The organism is Chryseobacterium sp. 22532 (assembly GCF_052044665.1).
In the GTDB taxonomy this organism is placed as follows: Bacteria; Bacteroidota; Bacteroidia; order Flavobacteriales; family Weeksellaceae; genus Chryseobacterium; species Chryseobacterium lathyri.
On record NZ_JBQENJ010000002.1, the window covers coordinates 58716 to 76034 of the forward strand.

General features: G+C 37.8%; 20 protein-coding genes. 9 read left to right on the top strand and 11 right to left on the bottom strand.

Annotated features, from left to right (window positions below):
• Window positions 1–3 precede the first annotated feature (3 nt).
• A complete protein-coding gene (locus ACTJIV_RS04555) occupies window positions 4–1113 on the top strand; it encodes an HlyD family secretion protein (RefSeq protein WP_440625867.1) in 1110 nt (369 codons plus the stop codon).
• Between the two features lie 133 nt (window positions 1114–1246).
• Window positions 1247–2824 carry a DHA2 family efflux MFS transporter permease subunit gene (locus tag ACTJIV_RS04560; RefSeq protein ID WP_111960629.1) on the top strand — a complete coding sequence of 526 codons (1578 nt, stop codon included), beginning with the start codon at window positions 1247–1249 and terminating at the stop codon, window positions 2822–2824.
• A gap of 213 nt (window positions 2825–3037) precedes the next feature.
• Here the strand turns inward: ACTJIV_RS04560 and ACTJIV_RS04565 are convergent, their stop codons facing one another.
• The 3 genes from ACTJIV_RS04565 to ACTJIV_RS04575 are packed head-to-tail and all read right to left on the bottom strand — an operon-like array spanning window position 3038 to window position 5432.
• Window positions 3038–4066 (bottom strand): TQO small subunit DoxD, encoded by a 1029-nt coding sequence (locus ACTJIV_RS04565; RefSeq protein WP_440625870.1) that lies wholly within the window; start codon window positions 4064–4066, stop codon window positions 3038–3040.
• A gap of 53 nt (window positions 4067–4119) precedes the next feature.
• Window positions 4120–4479 (bottom strand): hypothetical protein, encoded by a 360-nt coding sequence (locus ACTJIV_RS04570; RefSeq protein WP_336378217.1) that lies wholly within the window; start codon window positions 4477–4479, stop codon window positions 4120–4122.
• Window positions 4480–4517: 38 nt separating this feature from the next.
• On the bottom strand, window positions 4518–5432 hold the full coding sequence (locus tag ACTJIV_RS04575) for an alpha/beta fold hydrolase (protein WP_440625872.1): 915 nt from the start codon (window positions 5430–5432) through the stop codon (window positions 4518–4520).
• 155 nt (window positions 5433–5587) lie between these two features.
• Here ACTJIV_RS04575 and ACTJIV_RS04580 point away from each other — a divergent pair, with 155 nt between their 5' ends.
• Both ACTJIV_RS04580 and ACTJIV_RS04585 read left to right on the top strand, forming a co-directional pair.
• Window positions 5588–5908: a MazG-like protein gene (locus ACTJIV_RS04580; protein ID WP_116013507.1), complete on the top strand. Its 321-nt coding sequence runs from the start codon at window positions 5588–5590 to the stop codon at window positions 5906–5908.
• Complete coding sequence (locus ACTJIV_RS04585) at window positions 5905–6453, top strand: DNA-3-methyladenine glycosylase I (RefSeq protein ID WP_440625874.1); 549 nt, start codon at window positions 5905–5907, stop codon at window positions 6451–6453. Before ACTJIV_RS04580 ends, ACTJIV_RS04585 begins: the two co-directional genes overlap by 4 nt.
• A gap of 39 nt (window positions 6454–6492) precedes the next feature.
• Here the strand turns inward: ACTJIV_RS04585 and ACTJIV_RS04590 are convergent, their stop codons facing one another.
• Together ACTJIV_RS04590 and ACTJIV_RS04595 are read right to left on the bottom strand one after the other, a co-directional pair.
• Window positions 6493–7002, bottom strand: coding sequence for a hypothetical protein (locus ACTJIV_RS04590; RefSeq protein ID WP_336378221.1), 510 nt, complete (start codon window positions 7000–7002; stop codon window positions 6493–6495).
• A gap of 250 nt (window positions 7003–7252) precedes the next feature.
• Window positions 7253–7645, bottom strand: coding sequence for a winged helix-turn-helix transcriptional regulator (locus tag ACTJIV_RS04595; protein ID WP_111960615.1), 393 nt, complete (start codon window positions 7643–7645; stop codon window positions 7253–7255).
• Window positions 7646–7737: 92 nt separating this feature from the next.
• Between ACTJIV_RS04595 and ACTJIV_RS04600 the strand changes: the two genes are divergently transcribed.
• Complete coding sequence (locus ACTJIV_RS04600) at window positions 7738–8268, top strand: NAD(P)H-dependent oxidoreductase (RefSeq protein ID WP_440625877.1); 531 nt, start codon at window positions 7738–7740, stop codon at window positions 8266–8268.
• Window positions 8269–8320: 52 nt separating this feature from the next.
• On the opposite strand, the gene ACTJIV_RS04605 is transcribed toward ACTJIV_RS04600, so the two are convergent.
• The 3 genes from ACTJIV_RS04605 to ACTJIV_RS04615 are packed head-to-tail and all read right to left on the bottom strand — an operon-like array spanning window position 8321 to window position 11100.
• Window positions 8321–8890, bottom strand: coding sequence for a DUF6705 family protein (locus tag ACTJIV_RS04605; RefSeq protein ID WP_336377870.1), 570 nt, complete (start codon window positions 8888–8890; stop codon window positions 8321–8323).
• 40 nt (window positions 8891–8930) lie between these two features.
• Window positions 8931–9506, bottom strand: coding sequence for a DUF6705 family protein (locus tag ACTJIV_RS04610; protein ID WP_440625879.1), 576 nt, complete (start codon window positions 9504–9506; stop codon window positions 8931–8933).
• 25 nt (window positions 9507–9531) lie between these two features.
• Entirely contained in the window at window positions 9532–11100 is a 1569-nt protein-coding gene (locus tag ACTJIV_RS04615; protein ID WP_440625881.1) for a hypothetical protein, read from the bottom strand.
• 134 nt (window positions 11101–11234) lie between these two features.
• Here ACTJIV_RS04615 and ACTJIV_RS04620 point away from each other — a divergent pair, with 134 nt between their 5' ends.
• A complete protein-coding gene (locus tag ACTJIV_RS04620; protein ID WP_440625883.1) occupies window positions 11235–11429 on the top strand; it encodes a helix-turn-helix domain-containing protein in 195 nt (64 codons plus the stop codon).
• Window positions 11413–11607 carry a hypothetical protein gene (locus tag ACTJIV_RS04625; protein WP_440625885.1) on the top strand — a complete coding sequence of 65 codons (195 nt, stop codon included), beginning with the start codon at window positions 11413–11415 and terminating at the stop codon, window positions 11605–11607. The genes ACTJIV_RS04620 and ACTJIV_RS04625 overlap by 17 nt, the downstream gene beginning before the upstream one ends.
• A gap of 308 nt (window positions 11608–11915) precedes the next feature.
• On the opposite strand, the gene ACTJIV_RS04630 is transcribed toward ACTJIV_RS04625, so the two are convergent.
• The 3 genes from ACTJIV_RS04630 to ACTJIV_RS04640 form a co-directional block, all read right to left on the bottom strand.
• Window positions 11916–13502 (bottom strand): patatin-like phospholipase family protein, encoded by a 1587-nt coding sequence (locus tag ACTJIV_RS04630; RefSeq protein WP_440625887.1) that lies wholly within the window; start codon window positions 13500–13502, stop codon window positions 11916–11918.
• Between the two features lie 86 nt (window positions 13503–13588).
• Complete coding sequence (locus ACTJIV_RS04635) at window positions 13589–13837, bottom strand: hypothetical protein (protein ID WP_111960601.1); 249 nt, start codon at window positions 13835–13837, stop codon at window positions 13589–13591.
• A 24-nt stretch (window positions 13838–13861) separates the two neighbouring features.
• Window positions 13862–14761, bottom strand: coding sequence for a magnesium transporter CorA family protein (locus ACTJIV_RS04640; RefSeq protein WP_111960599.1), 900 nt, complete (start codon window positions 14759–14761; stop codon window positions 13862–13864).
• A 73-nt stretch (window positions 14762–14834) separates the two neighbouring features.
• Here ACTJIV_RS04640 and ACTJIV_RS04645 point away from each other — a divergent pair, with 73 nt between their 5' ends.
• Together ACTJIV_RS04645 and ACTJIV_RS04650 are read left to right on the top strand one after the other, a co-directional pair.
• Entirely contained in the window at window positions 14835–15857 is a 1023-nt protein-coding gene (locus ACTJIV_RS04645; protein WP_223558939.1) for a 3-oxoacyl-ACP synthase III family protein, read from the top strand.
• Window positions 15858–16002: 145 nt separating this feature from the next.
• Window positions 16003–17289, top strand: a complete 1287-nt coding sequence (locus tag ACTJIV_RS04650; protein ID WP_440625890.1) for a hypothetical protein — start codon at window positions 16003–16005, stop codon at window positions 17287–17289.
• Window positions 17290–17319 lie beyond the last annotated feature (30 nt).

Below are 17319 nucleotides of genomic sequence, written 5' to 3' on the forward strand. Positions count from 1 at the left end.
AAAATGGAAAATAATAATAAACCAACCGTTGAACTTGAACCTAAAAAGAAAAAAAGTTTCGTTTTTCCTATCATCTTAGCCGCTGTAGTAATCGGTGGAGGGGTCTATGGATACAGAGCCTTTACTTACGGACAGTATCACGAAGAAACAGATGATGCACAGATTACATCCAATATGGCGCCGGTAATTTCTAAAATTTCCGGATATGTAGCAGAGGTAAAAGTAAAAGACAATCAGTTCGTAAAAAAAGGAGATACTTTGGTGATTCTGGATAACAGAGATCAGAAGATGGCCCTTGAGCAGGCTCAGGCTGCTTTATCAACAGCTAAAAGTAACATTTCAAATGCGGAAGCAACTACTACAGCAACTTCAAAAAATATCAGTTCTTCTCAAGCAGCGGTAACAACGGCCAATGCCCAGATAGAAGCGGCAAAAGTAAACGTTTGGAAAACATCACAGGATCTGAAAAGATATGCCAACCTGGTAAAAGATCACTCTATTACAGAACAGCAGTACGAACAGGCTTTAGCGGCTAAACAGTCTGCAGACAGACAGCTTCAGGTTTTGGTGGATCAGAGAAACCAGATTGCACAGCAGACTACTATTGCATCTTCTCAGACTGCAGCGAGCTCCCAACAGATCAGTGTTGCCGGATCAGTAGCAAAACAGAGAGAAGTAGATGTGGAAAATGCTAAATTAAACTTATCATACACAGTGATTCTTGCTCCGGAAGACGGATATGTAGGAAAAGTTTCCACTCAGGCAGGTCAGTACTTGCAGGCCGGATCACAACTTTTTGCTTTGGTTAAAAACGACCAGAAATGGGTAGTAGCCAATTTCAAAGAAACACAGGTAGATAAAATGGTAGAAGGTCAGAAAGTGAAAATTGAGATTGATGCTTTCCCTGACCAGGAATTTGATGGAGTTGTAAGCTCATTCTCTCCGGCAACAGGAGCTACTTTTTCAATCCTGCCTCCGGATAATGCCAGCGGTAACTTTGTAAAAGTGGTTCAGAGACTTCCTGTAAAAATCGATTTTGTAAATCTTGATAAGAATATTGCAAAAAGACTGAGAACAGGAATGAACGTGAAGGCAGAAGTATCGCTTAAATAATATTAAAACTGTGAAATAAGTGAATTGTCAATTTTGCTGATGCAAGTCAATGAATGAGGATAATATGAAGCTGAAAATTGACAATGAAGATGATTAATTATTGACAATTCACCTTTTTACATCGTAAAAAACTATGCAAGATTCATTAGTAGAATATGGAGCCCGGAGAGTGATCATTACGATCACGGCAATCCTTTGTGCTCTGCTTGAAATTGTGGATTCCACGATTGTGAACGTTGCCCTGAATGAGATGAAGGGTAACCTTGGAGCCACACTTTCTGAAGTAGGCTGGGTGATTACAGCTTATGCAATTGGTAACGTAATTGTGGTGCCGATGACGAGCTGGCTGTCACAGCAGTTTGGACGTAGAAATTACTTCGCGGCTTCCATCATTATATTTACCATATTTTCGTTCTTATGCGGAAATGCCACCAATATCTGGGAGCTTGTATTTTTCAGGCTGATGCAGGGAATAGGCGGGGGAGCACTCTTGGTAACCTCACAGACGATTATTACAGAATCGTATCCTATTGAGAAAAGAAGTATGGCACAGGCGATTTATGGTTTGGGGGTAATTATTGGCCCAACTTTAGGTCCGCCTTTGGGAGGATATATCGTAGATAATTTCAGCTGGCCATATATTTTCTATATTAATATCCCGATTGGGATTGCAGCAACGCTGATGACTTTACAGTTTGTAAAAAGTCCGAAATATGCTGAAAAACGGAAGGCTTCGGATGTAGACTGGATCGGAATTGCCTTGCTGGCTGTCACCGTTGGATCTTTACAGTTTATCCTGGAAAGGGGACACGAAGAAGACTGGTTTGAAAGTGGAATGATTGTAACATTTACCGTATCGGCCATCTTAGGTTTCATCCTTTTCCTATGGCGGGAACTTACCTTCAAATATCCCATTGTGGAGCTCAGGGTACTGAAAAACGGGAACTTAAGAATCGGAACGGTGATGTCGTTCGTTTTAGGATTTGGACTGTATGGCTCTACATTTATTGTACCGCTGTATACGCAGAGTATTTTAGGATGGACCGCTTTGCAGTCGGGAGCTTTGATGATTCCTGCAGCCCTGACGACGGCCTTTATGATGCCAATTATCGGAAGGCTCCTTTCAAAAGGGGCAAAACAGCAGATCTTGGTATCTTTAGGACTCTTCATCTTCTTTGTCTATAGCTTCTGGGGATACAAGATCCTGACGCCAGATACGAGTAAAGACGCCTTTTTCTGGATGCTGATTGTAAGGGGAGCCGGGTTAGGACTTCTGTTTATCCCGATCACTTCACTGTCATTAAGTACACTGAAAGGACAGGAGATTGGCCAGGGAGCAGCATTTACAGGAATGATGAGACAGCTCGGAGGTTCATTCGGGATTGCGGCGATCACTACGTTTATTGCCAATGCAGGCCAGAAGTACAGGCTCAATCTGATTTCCCATCTGGATGAAAACAGTTTTGATGTACAGCAACGCCTGAACGCATTAAAAGCCAGTTTTGTTGCAAAAGGAATGACTCCCGACGCAGCCATGAATGCTGCTTATAAAATGCTGGATATGTCAGTCACAAAACAGGCTACCGTGCTTTCGTATATGGATGTCTTCCTTTATTTAGGAGTCATATTCCTCGTATGTATACCGTTTATCCTTTTCATTAAAGAAAGGAAAAGTAAAGAAAAAATAGATTTAAGTGAAGCTATGCATTAAATCGAATTCAATACAAAACCTCCGGACATTCCGGAGGTTTTTTGTGGAAATAATACAAATATTCTTACTAAAAATGCTTCGTGAACTACGTTCGTAAACCTTCAGTTTATGCTCAGCATGACATTTCAAATATGAATTTTTTTTAACAATCTCTTTTAACATTGTCATGCTGAGCAGAGTTCGAAGCATCTCACTTATTATTCTTAAAAACCCTTAATGGTTAAAAGTTATAATCCTCGCTGTCCACTCTATACCACTAATGTCGATCAGTTTTACTGTATGGATTTCTTCTTTTTCCACTAAAATATCATTAAGATTCAGGGTAAGATCAGCCTTTGAGCCAAGAGGAATAACCAGGCTGTGCTTTCCCGGCTTTACTTTAGCTACATAATGATTCCTGATGTTTTCTTTTGGGAATTTTGAAAGTTCTGCATGGTTTAAAGCTTTCACAATATTCCCGTTTTTATCCAGAATATGAATGCCGATCAGGAAAGAGCCGTAAACATCCACACCTTCTGTTCTGTAAATCTCAAAGGTTAAATCTCTGTTGACTAAAGAAATATTTGAAATCTCAATCTTAGGTTTTACAGATTTATTGTGCAGCGTTCCCCAGACCCCACCATGAAAATACTGGTTGGTATACAGCGTAAGTCCAAAAATGAACGCTGACCCTGCGAGTACAATTGTTTTTGGCTTCGATAGAGGAAGGATACCTGATCCCAGCCATGGAAACCACTTTTTGCGGGTGAAATTTTTATTATTCTTAATGAAATAATGATCGAGGGAAAAAGGCCCGCTCCCGGTAAGGAACAAAACAAATCCTCCTGCAATTCCCAGGATACCGATCTGCCATTCATCAAGACAGGTTGTTCCGATCCAGCCGGAGCCTAATAAGATGCCCATTGCAAGACCAAAAATCCCGATGCTCATTAATCTTGTAAATAATCCCAGAATAATAAAGAGCCCTACAACAGCTTCAACGATAGTAAAAATAACCATGGAAGTGTGCAGAGCATCCGGATGAGTAACCAGGTACTCTATAAGAGGTTTTATTCCTAAAGCATTTGGCAGGAAATGATTGAATTTCTCCCCGATATATCCGGCTTCATCCGGAATAAGTTTGTTTTCGAGAATGAGCCTTCGCCAGAAAGCTGAAAAATAGGTCCATCCGATAACGAGGCGGAGTGATAATGTATAGAGTCCGGCCAGGTCATAAGACCGGCTGTCTGAAATATGTTTCATTGAAATTGTATAGTATTAAAAGATTGTTAATTAAAATTTGATCCGGTTAAAACTTAAGCCAGATTTAATTTCAATCTTTTAAATAGAATATATTTCGGAGGACTATTCCCGGAAGCTTGTCCGGAATATTTGTTGAAAGTATTTTTTGTCCCTCTAAAACTGAGAACTGTATTTGAATTGAAAAGAGCCCCTTCCCATTTACGTTTTACACCAGCTTTTGAAAAGATGCTTCGGGCAGATGAAGCGCTTGCAGAAAGATCACATGCAGATACTGACCCGGCTGTTATTTTTATTTTATTTAAACCACTGATATGCTGGATATCAAAAATACCTAGAAAATCTCTTTTTACGGAACACGGTGATAATGAAAACACCAAAATAAGCATCATGATGAGTGCTTTGTAATTTTTCATATGGGTTCCTGGTATGGGCATTTTCACAAAACTACACTTTATTTTAGATGTAAGCTTATGAATTGCAGAAATTCATCCTGTTGGTCTACAAATAAGTAGTGCGAACAGTTGTCAATAACCTTAAAATGATTTTCTCCGGCAATCGTTTTCATATCGTTGAGCTGCTTCTCTGAAAATATGCCATCATCTTTTCCATAAATAGCAAAAATGGGAATTCCATGTTTTTTTATTCTTTTCAAAATGGCAGTATTGTCGAGATTGTTCTGAACTTCATTTTTATAAAATTTCAAAGGCGATTCCGGGTTTCTGAAATTGACTGCGTAAAACTCACCGGATTCATATTTCTTCCTTAATTGCTGACTTTCAGATGTAGGGAAAGGCATGGTGAAAAAATTCATATCACTTGCTAGATTGTAGCATCTTTTCCTGTAATCTGCAGAATTTTTACTCAAATGTTCAATCTCAGAGATCTCTTTCAGTTTAGAAGGATTGTTTTTAAATTTTTCCTTAGCCTGTTTTAAAATATGATCGTAGGTTTCCTGCTGGGAAAATAAAGCTCCGATTAACATCAATGAGCTTACCTTTTCAGGAAACTGTTTTGTAAAGAGTGTTCCAACAATTCCTCCGAAGCTGTGGGCGAGGATGTTTGCTTTTTTAATTCCATAGGTTTTATAAATCTGACTAAGATCTTCAAAACTTTCTTTAAAAGTCATAGAGGCATTCTCGTCTTTAGATCTGCCTTCTCCGTGTCTGTCGTATACGATAACATAAAAACCTTTCTCTGCCAGCTTTTGAGCTGTAGTTCCTTCAAATAAAGTGGCATTTCCACTCGGTCCGCCATGGATAAAAATAATGGGTGTGTTTTTTGAATTGCCGTAAGCCTTGGAATAGATTTTCTGGGCATTAAAGGAAAGGAAAAGCAGGGTAAAAAGCAGAGATAGAAGATATTTCATAGATTGTTTTTGGAGTCTCTAATTTATGATGTTTCTTTAAAATTTTATATCATTAATTTCAAAATTAAAATGCCACTGACAAACAGTTGTCACAAACCTGCCTTATCTTTATTGCCTGAATTGTTCAGAATCATCAATTTCAAGAAAACAAAACAATGGATCAAAATAATCTTGACGAAATCATCAAACGTTCTTTGGCTATCAGGGAGAAGTATCATGAGCTGGAACGTCAGCACCATGGCACAGAATGGACCTTAGAAGAAGATGCGCTTGCTTACCTTACGGATGCCGGACTGGTAGGAAGAGATATTATGTCGCATCAGAAAAGATGGTTGAAAAAAGATTCTGCTGCAGAGCTGGAACATAAACTAGGGGAAAATATCTGGTGGCTGATCGTGTTGGCAGATCGTACGGGAATTGATATTAAAGTAGCTTTAGAGCAATTTTTAACCAAGACAGAAAATTTATTTAAATGAGTTATTGTTTAGCCATAGAAGGAATGCAGCCCGAAAGCAGAAAAGAACTGCATAAAAACTACCACGACCATTATTATGGATTCCCGATTCATGATGACAACGAACTTTTCGGAAGACTGATCCTGGAGATCAATCAGGCAGGACTGAGCTGGGAGACCGTTTTAAAGAAAGAGGAGAGCTTTAGAAAAGCTTACAACAATTTTGATATTCAGGCTATTGCGGCCTATACCGAAAAGGACAGGGAAAGATTGCTGAATGACCCCGGAATAATCCGGAACCGGCTGAAAGTGAATGCTGCCATTGAAAATGCTAAAACCATTTTGACTTTACAGGAAGAATTTGGCTCATTTGAAAAATGGCTGGAACACCATCATCCGAAAACACTTCCGGAATGGATGAAGCTGTTCAAAAAAACATTCAAGTTTACGGGCGGAGAAATTGTTAATGAATTTTTAATGAGTACAGGATATCTGAAAGGTGCTCATACCGAAAACTGCCCTGTTTATCATCTGATACTGGAACAAAAGCCGCTTTGGAAGGAGTAGGGGTTAAAGGAGCTTGAGAGTTCCGGGATTTTATGAGGATTATCTCAGACTTCTTACTGAAACATCTGGTTTTTCGCCTTGTGGAACAATAAAAATAGCATTGTCACTGATGGTATCTCCCTGATCGAAATAATAGCTTCCTATTACGGGAATAGTGCTGGTTGCAAATTTTCCGGATTTGTCATATGCTGAGTAGGTCACGTTGATCATCTGCGCTTTCATTTTAAGCTCGATCTTTTTAGAGGTCAGTTTTGCACCGGTTGCATTGATACAGTCTAATTCTACAAGACCGGTATTGGTAACAATCTGAGGATAAGAAGCCAAACGGATGTTGTACGCTTTATCTGAGGTATTTTTTACAGATGCCGAAACCTTATAACGGTCATATGGCTTTCCGCCTGCTTCAACACTTTCTTTGTTTAAAATATTAAATGTGACACTCATTCCGTTGACCTCTATGGTCTGGCCATCGGAGATTTTCTGTCCTTTTACTGAAATTCCAAAAAGGAGTACCGCTAATAAGCTGATTAAAAAGGTTAAGTTTTTCATAGTTTAGTTTTTGGTGATTTAAGGCGGATTAAATTTAATAATTATTATCCCTGTATACTGAAATAAATGAGAAAATTATGTTCTTCACCTTCCTTATAAAAATAGTCGAAATCAATACCCTTCTCGTATTCATTAAGTCATCATTACATTTCTGAAAAGGGTAAATTTGTTTTCTCAATAGAAAAGGGCCTTAACCGTTTAATGAAAATTCAGAGGAATGACTTTGCTTAAAATTTAAATTCGTCAATGTCTATGCCTTTTCAGATTCAGAGACAGAATGCTTATCATTCATAATTTCCTTATGCTCTTTCCCCCATTTTTCAAATTCCAGGATGATCGGTTTCAGCTTATATCCGATCTCGGTCAGTTCATATTCTACCCGGGGAGGAACTTCGGCATAAACAGTTCTGGTGATAATACGGTCTTCCTCCAGTCTTCGGAGCTGCAGCGTGAGCATTCGTTCTGTAATATTGTTCAGCTTTTTTCTTAGCTCTCCGAATCTTAGTTTTCCGTTGATGAGGTAGCAGCAGATGGCAAGCGCCCACTGTCCGCCGATAGTATTGGACGCATAGATCTCGGGACATTCATCGGAAAGGGCTTTTTTATTGGCAAAATTGGTGGATGTTTCCTTTATTTTAGTCATTACTTACATTTTTTATAGTACCGTACAATTGGGCACTACTATTGAAAATGTAAGTTACGTATATTATTTTTGCTGAAGAAATTTAAATAGAAATGAAAACATTAATTATAGTCATTCACCCGGATATAGAAAAATCAGTGATCAATAAAAGATGGATAGAGGAATTGAAAAAACATCCGGAAAAATATACTGTTCGTTCACTGTATGGTGCTTATCCGGACGAAAAAATTGACGTAGCCAAAGAACAGCAGCTGATAGAATCTTATGACAGAATCGTTTTTCAGTTTCCGTTTTACTGGTTCAGCAGTCCGCCACTTCTGAAAAAATGGTTCGATGAGGTGCTTCTTTACGGTTGGGCCTACGGAAATAAAAGTGGTTTCAAAGCAGGAGGGAAGAAGATGACCCTGGCGGTTACGGCTGGAATTGATGAAGAAGGCTACAGCGCATCCGGAAATTATAAGTATACTATGAATGAGCTTTTCAGACCTTACGAACTGACTTTCGATTATATCAGAGCGGAATACAAAGAGCCTTTCGTCTATTATGGAATCGAAAATGATCCTTCAGAGGAATGGGTGGAAAGAAGTGTGCCGATGTATCTGGAGTTTTTGGATAACTTGTGATTTTTTACTAAAAAAGTAAGAGGTTGCCTCAAAAGTGAGACAACCTCTTTACTTATTGTTTAGTAAAAATCAAATCCTTTGTTTCTGGAAGATAAATTTTTGTGTCCAAATTAGGAGGGCATTTACTTGCTGTTGTAACGATATCATTAGGACGGTATTCCCATGAGATTTGAGTTGAACTAATCTTTTTTAAATTAATTTCGCCCCAACCCACACTACAATTAGTTCCACTATATAGAAAACCTATTGTATTTGGAGATGGTATATCAATACTGTAAAATTCAATATTATATATATTATTATTTTGTGTATCTTGTAGTGTAGCACCTAAAGAATTTTTAACTATATATTTTACAATTAATGCATCCATATAATAATTTTTATGAGCGCTTTTTTCTAATTTGTCTTCCTGCTTGGTAATAAACAAAGTAATTTCATTCCCATTGAAATTAGCTTTGTAAGTTCCTACAAAAAGAGTAAATTCATTATTTGTATCTTTCAAATGAGCGCCAGCGGGGATTTCACTTAAAGCAGTATTTATTGGCAAAGTTTGAGCGTTACAAGACATTAAGCTTATAATTAATGTCAACGCTAATAACATTTTTGATTGCATTATATTCATATTTCATCATTTGGGAAAAGCCTCCGAAGAGGCTTTGCTATTATTGCTTAGTAAAAATTAAATCTTTTGTCTCTGGAAGATAGATTTTTGTGTCCAATGTTGGAGGGCATTTAGCTGCTGTTGTAACAATATCATCCGGACGGTATTCCCAAGATAGTTGAGTTGAGTTGATTTTCTTTAAGAAAATATCTCCCCAACCCACACTACAATTAGTTCCACTATAATAAAATACTATGGTATTTTGTGTTGGTTTCGTTCCTATGCTATAAAATTCTATGTTTGGATTATTAACAGCATTTTTAGTGTCCTGTAAAACAGCTCCTGTAGAACTTTTTACAATATACTTTATTACTAAAGCATCCATATAATAAGTTTTCTGTCCCGTTTTTTCTAATTTTTGTTCTTGCTTAGTAATGTAAAGAGTGACCTCATTTCCATTAAAATTTGTTTTGTAAATTCCTATATAAGGCGTGAGTTCATTATCTAAATCTTTTAAATATGAATTTTGAGGAACTTCTTCATAGTCTGCATTTAATGGATAGACTTGTTGTGCTTTGCAAGAAATAAAATTTGTAATTAAAGTGAAAATTACTATTCTTAAATATATTGTTTTCATATTTTATTTATTATTTAATTAATATCTATGGGCACGGGTTAGCATTTATACTACCATTGCTATTTAAAGTTACATTATTTATCGTTCCATTACTCTCTATACGCTGTAAATTTACTTTTCCATCTATTCCTATATTTTTTAAAGTATCAAAGAATAATTTTTCTAATCCAACATTATTAAGAGTTGCTCCATTATTGTTCGAATTTAGAGGATCTTTTAATAATTTATTGACTTTTTTTCGATAATCTTTTTCAAATTGTTTCATTTGTGCTTCTGTATAAACATAGCCTCCCAATTCTGCAGCAGCTCCTGTATACTGTATTGCATAATGTATATACTGAACATTATTAGGGCAAGTATTACACCATTCTCCAGCTATCATACCAAGATATGCATTTCCTACGCCATCCTGTATGTTTTGTGCAGTAGCAAACCCAAATAATGCATCCACAATATCCGGCGGAGAAAACATATGCGTTCCTGTTGCTGTATGATTATGATAACCACCATAAGAATCTGTAACATCATTAAACACTACCTGATGCGCAGAGTTGACATCTGCCGGAGCCAAAGTACCATCTTTTTTTTCCTTAAAGCCAATTTCTCCAGCATTCACGTTACTAAGTGTTGCCAATGCTTGTGCTTTTATATTATTAATGCCTTGCTGCACATTAGGTTTGGTAAGCATACTCTTTGTTTTCTCACAGGGATTATTATTAAAGGCTATTGCTTCATCATAACTCAGCTTACAGTCATTGTTAGTATCCCCCGGGATATTACAGTTTTCACAATCAAGATTTTGCACACAATCAGCTGAGGAAAAATCATATTTGGGAGGGCCTCCGCCCCCTACAGGAGAAGTGCCGCTTCCACCGGCTGAATGCCCGCCGGAAGATCCATCCCCGCCTATTGTAGTGCCACCCCCGCCACTTCCTGTGTCGCCACATATGCCGTTTATTTTAAATAATTTTGGGGGCGTGCCTCCCTGAAGGTTATTCCAAAACTCGCACTGATATGCATTTCCTGTTTCAAAACTGTGCTGCCCTGAACTACATGTTTCATACACCACTTCCTCGCATACATCTCCGCTTTTACTTGCCATACCGGATTCTTTTGAATTGGGAGAAGTTGGAAGCTCTTTCCCATTGTCCCCTATCTTCACTTCCTTCAGAAGGTTTCCGTTGAGATCCGTTATATAAAAAAGTCTGTGATCTTCCGGATTGGGATAGGTTAATAGAACAGCTATGGAATTTCCGTTTCCAGATATAGATAGGAGCGATCTTTTGTAGCTGCCGAATGTTCTTACAGGCACATGAAAAACTTCTTTCCCGTTACCCGAATTCAGATGGGCTTTTTCCAGGTCCAGTCTTTCTACCAGTTCTTCTGCTGTGAGGGCAGAGGCCACGTTTTTAGAGCTGCTGCTTTTCAGGCCTGTTACAAACAGGCTGCCCATAAAGGCCTCTTTGGATATGCCATACTGCAAATTTCCGGCTTCACTGTTTTTGGGGTTCAGCTCCTCTTCTGTCCGGCAGGAGTACAGCAAAGTGCCGAGGGCTATTAATAGAAACAGCCGGAGAAATAAATTTTTTCTCATAAATTGGTTGTGTTTTTTAAGTTGCTAAATATAATAAAATAATTCTCACCTCATGGAGAACTTGAACAAAACTAAAACATATTTATTTTCTATATCATTAATATTTTAATATTTTTGATTAAAATATTAATAAAATGAGTTTAGGCACTAAAGTAAGACAATATCGTGAAGCAAAAAGCTGGTCACAGGACGATTTAGCTTTTCGATTAGATGTTACACAAAGCACTATTTCTAATATTGAATCTGATAAAAGCATTCCCAATTCGATGTTGCTTAGTAGAATTGCAAAGGAATTAGGAATTAGGAATAGATATGAATCAATTATTTGAAGAAAAGTTTACAAATTATAATCAAATAGAAAAGATTGAAGGAGGAATTAATCTAGTTAATGGTACTGTGAATATGCAATCACCAGAATTGATAGAGAGCATATTAAAAAACCAAGAACAAATTACAAAACTGATAGAATTACAAGGCAAGCTTATAGAAAATTTGCTTAAAAAATAGATAATAAAAGTCCCCTTTATACATAATATTTAAAGGGTTTTTATGAAGCGATCCAGTTATGTATAGATCGGTTAAGGTTCCGAAATCATCTCACGGGGTTATTCACTGCTCCCATGGAGTATTTTACCCTTATTTTTAGGTTCAGCAACCTAAATGACCCTTAAAATAACCTCACTAAAGCGGTACAGAACCCCGTTGTTTAGGTAAAGCAACCCCGTAAGATGGTTACGGAACCCCACCGGAGGATTTCACAACGTATATTTTGGGGTTCCGAACCCCAAAATATGCGTTAAAGCCCCCCAATTTCCTTACCCCACCGTCTTCGTATCCTCTTCCTTCAATATTTTTTCCTCCTTCATCGAAAGCATCATTCTTTCGTATTTGTATTTTTCCCAGTCGAATTGATTCAGAAAATCAAGTGCAGCTTGAAAACCTCTGTTGAAAAGATCCTCTTTTTCCTCTCTTTTCATGAAGAAATTCAGCCAGCTGCTTGTGCCACAATTAACGGACTGGATGCTGTAAAGACGGTAAAAACTGTGCTTGGTTAAAAATGATTTGTCGTTAAACCCTTTTAATGTGCTGATAATGTTTCCCGCATAAGAAAAAGGAGTTTTGAGGATTTCCTCACTGGTTTTTCCTTTTTCAGAAAGAAGATCAGAATCACTTGTAAGCTGTACCCCGAAAAGCGGCATTCTCGGATAAAATACATCACTGGCGTGGAAAATATCAATGGGAAAATTGGAAATGCTTCCCCCATCAATGAACAGCCCGGCAGGGTAGATGCCTTCCGGTTTCGTATTCATCCAGAATTTCCAGGCATATTTCACGGAATCATCATCCTTGTTGATTCTTTTCTGGAAGGGTTCGAAAAAGAACGGGACAGACATGGATGCCCGTACAAACTCAGCAGGACTTACATGCTTCAGCTCCTCTTCCGACCAGTATAAATTGGCCATTGTAGGAAGCTCTACTTTTATTTTTGCATTAATATCGGTAGTAATCACAACATATTCTGAGCGGAGCTGATAGAAGGGATTGTTCTTATAATAATCGTTGCTGACGGCACTTTCATAGAATATTCTGTAACGCGTCTGGTCAATATGTTCAAGATTTTTGTCTTTAATGGCTTCTATGCTTTTCAGCGCAATCGTATAATATTCCTGGCCATTTCCGTAACGGTACTTAAGATTGAGATCCAGTTCTTTTTGGATAAATTTTTCATTAAGATTAGCTACTGTTTTAATTCCGAAATCGTCCAGAACATTTTGCATGGTGTTTAAGAATGTATTGCCCGGATTAAATCCGCTGTTCTGCTTCCGGAAATCATTATAGAACTTTTTAATGCAAAAAAAAGTAATAATTACAGGAATCAAAGGAATCAGGAAAAGCAGTTTGGTATTAAGGGTTGTTGCAGGTTGAGCTGCAAAAGGGATGATTACAAGGATAATCATAACAACTGCTGCAATAATAGCATTGATCTTAAAAAAATCTTTGTTGTTCAGGATGGCATGAATGGTTGTTTTAACGTAGGTTTTTCCATCCATAAAATCTGCAAAATTCCAGCTGAAGAGAATATCTTTAATCATTTCACTTTTAGCCTCTTCTTTGGTTTTACAGGCGGCAATAAGCATGGTATTGATTGCTCCGGCACTGGTTCCTGCTACTTTCAGAAAACGGACCCCAAAAATTTCCAGACCATAAAGATAACCAACCAGAGCACTACCCCAGACACCACCTCCTTCCTGAACAAACTCTACATATTGGTTTCCCTGAGCATCCAGAAGGTCAGAAAATTCCCTGGAAGATATATTCTCATGCAGAGCAGAGAGCTTCTCTTTAGATTCCCGGGAAAGTACATTTTCCGCGAGGATTTTATTTAGAATTTCAGTTTTCATGGTGGTTTGGTGTTTATTGTGACTGAACAGTCATCTTGAAAAAGTTTCTTCTACAACGAAAAAACATTTCTTGATAAGCTTATAAACTATTTTTCAAAACAAAACTCTTGATTTACTTTGACAATATTTTCATCTGAATTAAAGTCCAGAAATCCAATATTTGTTAATTCATATAATATATTTTTTAAAGCTTTGCTTTTTTCTGTCCCTGACCAATAATATGATTTAAATTTGGGAAAATTGTCTTCAGGTATGAGCTCTAATTTCAATGCAATCTCATGCATTGCAATGTCAATATCCGTCCAATCTTTCATTTTTTCCTTGAGTGTTTTCATTTATTTGATTTTTTTTTAATGTCATTACCATTGTTTTCTCCTCGCATAAATAAATGTACAGATCACCACCAATGCCATAATCCCTATGGTTATAAAATACCCATACTTATGGTGCAGCTCAGGCATATTATCGAAATTCATCCCGTAAACACCGGCAATAAAGGTGATCGGCAAGAAATACACTGAATAAATAGCCAAGACTTTCATAACCTGATTAGCCTTCTGATCCGATAATGCAAGGAACATCGAAATAAGGTTGGTGATCTGGATATTCAAATGGTCGAAATCTGCCACTACATCTTTATGCTTGTCTTTTAAATCGACGATCTCGGAATCCTGAAGGTTTAATAATTTAAACTTATCTACAGCATCTGTGGAAATAGTCAGTACCCTTGAATTCAGTCCTGATTTTCTTTTCAGCTTATACAGTCTTCTGATCTGATTGGTATGGTTGGTGTTTTTAAGAAAAATTTCGTTTTCGATGTTGTCCATAGTTTCCAGGAGGCTTACCGATTCGTCATCGAAACTTTTCATGATCAGGAGGCTGATCATTAATGCTATTTTTGAAGGCGGGACTTCTGTCTGCATACCGGCAATCTGCTTCTTCGTCTCCGAAATACTTTTGGTCTTCATCCTGTGGATGGTGATAATAGTATTTTCCAGGAGAAAAATCCCAATCTTGGTGCTGATATCGCTTATGGTATTGAGATTTTTACGCTCCAGCTCTGTACTTTCCCGGAGGAGAAAGAATCTTATATTGCCATCCTCTTCATATTTCGGAAGGTGGTTAGGATCCATCGTATCTTCCAGGAGAAGATTGTTGATTTCATATCTTTCGTGAAGAAATTTCAGGTCTTCCGCAGTGGGAGCCTCTACATCTACCCATTCACATTGGGAGTCTCTGTATATCGTGTCGATTGGCATACAATAAAAATACTAATATTTTGAAAAACTATGTGTTAAATAATTTTATCTTTGCCAAAATTAAAAAAACTATATGATTAAAAGTACAATAAAAGGGATTGGATTTTATGTTCCAGATAATGTTGTTACGAATGATGATTTAGCAAAACTGATGACCACCAATGATGAATGGATTACAGAAAGAACAGGCATCAAAGAAAGAAGACACAGACAAAACAGAAATGATTCTCAGGAAACCACTGCTTATTTAGCTTTCAAAGCTTCTCAAAAAGCCCTTGAAAAAGCAAACCTCACTGCTCAGGATATAGATTATATTGTTTTTGCAACGCTTTCTCCGGACTATTATTTCCCGGGTTGTGGTGTTTTGCTTCAGGATATGCTGGGCTGTGACACCATAGGTGCTCTGGATGTAAGAAACCAATGTTCCGGATTCGTGTATGCGGTGAGTGTTGCCAATGCTTTTATTAAATCAGGAACCTATAAAAATATCCTTGTAGTAGGCGCGGAGATCCATTCTTTCGGACTTGATTTCTCTGATGAGGGAAGAGGTGTTTCGGTGATCTTTGGAGATGGGGCAGGAGCCATCATACTTTCAGCAACGGAAGATGAAAATGCAGGAGATATTTTAGCGGTAAATATGCATTCTGAAGGAAAATATGCCGATGAACTGTGTACACAGTTCCCGGGTTCCAAATTCGGATGGAGCGACAGAATGAGAAAAGAACCTGAAAATGTGACCGATAAGGAGGTTTATCCTATCATGAACGGTAATTTTGTATTCAAGCATGCGGTGACAAGATTCCCTGAAACTATGATGGAGGCTCTGAATAAAGCCGGAAAAACAATAGAGGATCTTGATATGTTCATTCCTCACCAGGCCAATCTTAGAATTGCACAGTTTGTACAGCAGAAATTCGGACTTCCGGATGAGAAAATTCATAATAATATTCAGAAATACGGAAATACAACGGCAGCTTCTATTCCTATTGCATTAAGTGAAGCAATTGAAGAAGGAAAAATCAAAAGAGGAGATCTTGTCCTTCTTTCAGCTTTCGGAAGCGGATTTACGTGGGGGAGTGTATTGTTTGAATATTAATGTTTTTCAATTATAAGTGAATAAAAGCAGGTGGTTTTCTACCTGCTTTCTGTTTTTAGTAATATAATATTGGTTTTGTTTGAAAAATAAGAAAAACTGATTTTTTTTTATTAGCTTTGAGATACTTAACTATAAACAAAAACAAATGAAAAAGTATTTATTATCTGGGGCTTTTCTACTGCCCTTATTCTATTATGCACAAGTGGGGATAAATACCCCAAATCCTGCTTCAACCCTCGATATAACAGCCAAAAATGCTACCGGTACCACTGCTGAAGTGGATGGATTACTGGTTCCAAGAGTTGACAGGCAAAGAGCGCAAAGTATGACGGGAACTCCTGTTTCCACGTTAATTTATGTGAACAGTATTGCAACGGGAACGCAAGCTGGAACCGCTGCAAATATTGATGCTGTAGGATATTATTATTACGATGGTACGGTCTGGACCAAACTAAATACCCCTGTTAATATTTATACTTCTAATGGTACCCTTGCAACAAGCAGAATCGTAACAACGGCAGGAAATCAACTTTCTTTCACTAACGGAACAAATAGTGTAATAATTGGCACTACTGGAACCATGGGGCTTGTATCGGCAACGGGCTCTTCAAGAGGAGCATTTCAGGCAAACGGCGGTTCAGCTGTTTTAAATATGTTTGTAGATAATGCTTCAGCTGCTCAGATTACCACATCCGGAAATAGTACAAGTATGAATCTGAATACTATTTTAGCAAATCCTATCAACTTATTGACCAATAATACCAACAGAATGACGGTGACCGGAACTGGTGATGTAGGAATAGGAACTCAAACGCCACAAAAAAAACTGCATGTTAACGGAGCATTACAGATCACAAACGAACTGAATGTGGGCGGGACTACAAACACAGCGGGAAGTGCAGGGACTACGGGACAGATTCTCACATCAAGCGGAGCCGGAGCGGCACCTACCTGGAAAACTCTTAATACATCAAGTGGAACTATTTCTTCTGCAAACTATGTACAGGGAACTACTGAAGCAACAATTACTGCGGGAAATACAGCAGATGTACCAGGAGTTACATTGACATTGACTGTTCCGGCAGGTATGACCCAGACTTTCTTATTTACGATTTTGGGGTATGCAACTAATTTTCCTAGTGGAGGAGTTAGTTCGCAAGGTGTATTTAGCTTATTACAAAATAATGTTAAAATATCATCGGCTTATACAACTAAAATAGGATCTGCAGGTGGCGGATTAAATGATCTCCCTGTCCCGGTAACTTTTTTAAAATCGGTGACGCTTCCAGCTGGGACATATACATTTAAAGTACAATATACAGCATGGGCTAATACTGCAAGAGTTAATGTTGACCCTACTACTTATGCAGGATATAACGGCGATACGGAAGCGATGCTTACCAAAATGCAGGTTTTAGTATACAATAACTAAATAGACAGTATAGGACAAAAAAAGAATCGT